Genomic DNA, 3,805 nt, shown 5'->3' on the forward strand with positions numbered 1-3,805 from the left:
TTAGTCGCAGTTAGCGATTAGTTCATCGGAGCGTTGCGCCGGCGAGTGAGTAATACACATTGTCCAAATGCGTCCGCCTTGAAGAACTTTTAATCCACTAAATAGCAAAAGAGCGAATTTCCAAGACCTCCCGCCTCTGGAAATTCGCTCTCTATAGTCACTCTGGTTTAAACATTAGCAGTCTTTCTGCCGCAGCACTGTTTGTACTTCTTACCGCTTCCGCAAGGACACGGATCATTCGGATAAACCTTAATTTCTTTTCTCTGAACCGGCTTACGAACACTGGAATCATCCTTGTTAGTACCAGTAACCTTAGCCACCTGCTCACGCTCGATTTTCTGCTCAACATGAACATGATACAGCATTCTGACGGTGTCCTCCTGAATGGAAGTGATCATGCTGTTAAACATATCAAATGCGGCCATCTTGTACTCAACAACCGGATCTCTCTGACCATAAGCAGTCAGACCGATACCCTGGCGGAGAATCTCCATGTCATCAATGTGATCCATCCACTTGCTGTCAATGCTCTTCAGAAGGATAACGCGCTCAAGCTCACGCAGCTGCTCTGGCTCCGGGAATTCGGACTCCTTCGCCTCGTAAAGCTTCACAGCCTCCTCCTTGATCAGATGCTTCATCTCATTCTTTTTCTTACCCTTAACCTTCTCAGCTGTAAGCGGCTCGATTGGGATGATCTGACGGAGAACACTGTTGAACTCATTCAGATCCCACTCTTCAGAATCTACATCCTCAGAGAAACACATATCTACTGCATTATCTACAATATCTGTAATCATCTTGTAGATGGCATCGCGCATGTTCTCGCCATCCAGCACCTGGCGGCGCTCTTTGTAGATGATCTCACGCTGCTCATTGTTAACCTGGTCGTAATCAAGAAGATTCTTACGAATACCGAAGTTGTTAAACTCGATTTTCTCTTGTGCCTTCTCGATGGCGTTGGAAAGCATCTTATGCTCAATCTGCTCATTCTCAGCTACACCAAGAGATGTGAACACCTTCATCAGACGCTCAGATCCGAACAGACGCATCAGATCGTCCTCAAGAGAAATATAGAAACGGGATTCTCCTGGATCTCCCTGACGTCCGGAACGTCCACGCAGCTGGTTATCAATACGTCTGGACTCATGACGCTCTGTACCGATAATCTTCAGACCGCCGGCTGCTCTTGATACATCGTCAAGCTTAATATCCGTACCACGACCTGCCATATTGGTTGCGATGGTAACGGCACCGGCCTGACCAGCCTGTGCTACGATCTCAGCCTCAAGCTCATGGAACTTGGCATTCAATACATTGTGCGGAATCCCTTCTCTCTTCAGCATACGGCTGATGAGCTCAGAAGTCTCAATGGTAATAGTACCAACCAGTACAGGCTGCTGCTTCTCATGAGCTTCCTTTACAGACTGGACAACTGCATTGAATTTCTCTTTCTTTGTCATATATACGGCATCGTCTAAATCCTTACGCTGAACCGGCTTATTGGTCGGGATCTCAACAACGTCCATAGCATAGATATCACGGAACTCTTTCTCCTCAGTAAGGGCAGTACCGGTCATACCGCCTTTCTTATCGTATTTGTTAAAGAAGTTCTGGAAGGTGATGGTTGCAAGGGTTTTGCTCTCGCGTTTTACCTTAACATGCTCTTTTGCCTCGATTGCCTGGTGGAGACCATCCGAATAACGACGGCCCGGCATGATACGTCCGGTAAACTCATCAACAATCATAACCTCGTCATCTTTTACAACGTAATCCTGGTCACGGTGCATCAGATTATGAGCACGAAGTGCAAGGATGATATTGTGCTGGATCTCAAGGTTCTCCGGATCTGCAAGATTCTCAATACTGAAGAATTTCTCAACCTTCTTCACACCCTGCTCGGTAAGGTTGACAATCTTATCCTTCTCATTTACAACAAAGTCACCGGTCTCGATAACTTCCTCACCCATGATAGCTGCCATCTTGGTCATCTCATGGCTGGCTTCTCCACGCTCCAGCTGCTGTGCAAGGATATCGCAAACCTCATACAGCTTGGTGGACTTGCCGCTCTGACCGGAAATGATCAGAGGAGTACGAGCCTCATCGATTAAAATGGAGTCGACCTCGTCGATGATACAGTAGTGAAGGTCACGCTGTACCAGCTGCTCCTTGTAGATAACCATGTTATCACGAAGATAGTCAAATCCAAGTTCGTTATTTGTAACATAAGTAATATCACAGTTATATGCCTCGCGGCGTTCTTCCGGCTTCATGTCGTTCAGAACTACGCCTACAGTCAGCCCAAGGAATCTGTGAACCTGTCCCATCTCGTCGGCATCACGTTTCGCCAGGTAATCATTGACTGTGACAACGTGAACACCTTTGCCCTCCAGGGCATTCAGATAGGAAGGCAATGTAGCTACAAGGGTCTTACCTTCACCAGTTTTCATCTCGGCGATACGGCCCTGATGAAGTACGATTCCACCGATGAGCTGTACTTCGAAATGCTCCATTCCAAGTACTCGCTTGGCAGCCTCACGGACGGTAGCAAATGCCTCTGGTAAAAGATCATCCAGGGTAGCTCCCTCTTCCAGGCGTTTCTTAAACTCTCTTGTCTTACCACGAAGTTCTTCGTCGGTTAATTTCTGCATTTCGGGACGCAGATCCTCAATTTTCTTAACGAGAGGCATGATACGCTTAACCTCTCGTTGGCTGCGGGTTCCGAAAACTTTTGAAAACATGTTCATTTAGCTTTTATACTCCTGTCTATCTTTTTAGATGCTATATTGTGTAATATAACTGATTTCATTTCATTTAAAATTATTTATTTTGTTTAACATACCAGTCTATTTTAACACTTTTTGTCATGGAAAACAATAAATATTTGATGAACAAAATATGTCTCCCATATGATATATTAAAGTAAAATGAATTTATACCCCAAATTAGCCTCAAATTATTTTATGTTTTAGGAGAATTTTTATATGATTTATCTTTTTCAGGAACTGGACTTAATTTCAAACGAATTGCTTCACCAGATGATTTTCTCATTGCCTGTTGCACGCAGGGAATATGTTCAGCATTTTAAATTGCCGGAAGACCAGAAGCGTTCTGCCCTGGCCTGGCTGCTTTTGCGTTATGGACTTAAACAGGAATATGGTTTCCGGGAAATCCCGGATTTCCAGAAAACCTCTTCTGGGAAACCATTTTTCCGTGGGGAAAATATGCCGTTTTTTAATCTCAGCCACAGCGGAAATTTCGTAGGCTGTGCCTTGCATGACAGGGAAATTGGTCTGGATATCCAGAAGCTCACCGAGCCCCGGGAATCTCTTATCCGAAGAGTCTGCACTCAGGAGGAGCTTATTTTCCTAAAGTCCCCCCAGGATTTCTGCCGGATCTGGGCTATGAAGGAAAGCGCCGTCAAACTTACCGGAGAAGGGATCACCGGAAATTTCCGGGAGATTCTCACTCTGCATCCGAATATGCACACCCATACCATCCCATTAGAAAATGGAACCGGATTTCTGGCCTACAGTATTTATGACGAAAGCAAGCTCCCTGTCCGCGTACTATCCGCCAGGGAGCTTGCTGAAGAATTACTTTAAAATTCAAATTTTTATCACTTTTTCATCAGGGAACGGATCATCCAGAAATCTGGTCACATGATACTGATCCGTTTCTGCCAGATGAAGCTGCAGCAGTGCCAGACCAATTCCAGCTGCTCCGTAAAAGTAGAGTAGGCGGATGAAATTTTCATCCGCCCCTCATCAAACCGTGCATGAGGTTCTCCCTCACACGGCTTTCCGAC

Annotated in this window: 2 protein-coding genes; one reads left to right on the forward strand and one right to left on the reverse strand. The window is 45.5% G+C overall.

Going from position 1 to position 3,805, the window contains the following annotated elements; all coding sequences use genetic code 11:
• Window positions 1–167 precede the first annotated feature (167 nt).
• Window positions 168–2,744: a preprotein translocase subunit SecA gene (secA, locus tag AB5642_RS20030; protein WP_195478463.1), complete on the reverse strand. Its 2,577-nt coding sequence runs from the start codon at window positions 2,742–2,744 to the stop codon at window positions 168–170.
• A 237-nt stretch (window positions 2,745–2,981) separates the two neighbouring features.
• Between secA and AB5642_RS20035 the strand changes: the two genes are divergently transcribed.
• Window positions 2,982–3,602 carry a 4'-phosphopantetheinyl transferase superfamily protein gene (locus AB5642_RS20035; RefSeq protein WP_237963558.1) on the forward strand — a complete coding sequence of 207 codons (621 nt, stop codon included), beginning with the start codon at window positions 2,982–2,984 and terminating at the stop codon, window positions 3,600–3,602.
• The last annotated feature ends 203 nt before the right edge of the window (window positions 3,603–3,805 follow it).

The organism is Ruminococcus sp. 1001136sp1_2201st1_G3_2201SCRN_220225 (assembly GCF_040924365.1).
Taxonomy (GTDB): Bacteria; Bacillota; Clostridia; order Lachnospirales; family Lachnospiraceae; genus Blautia_A; species Blautia_A faecis.

Bases quoted from the DNA above. Each gene is read 5' to 3' on its own strand.
- secA (WP_195478463.1), bottom strand. From the start codon at position 2,744: ATGAACATGTTTTCAAAAGTTTTCGGAACCCGCAGCCAACGAGAGGTT.
- AB5642_RS20035 (WP_237963558.1), top strand. From the start codon at position 2,982: ATGATTTATCTTTTTCAGGAACTGGACTTAATTTCAAACGAATTGCTT.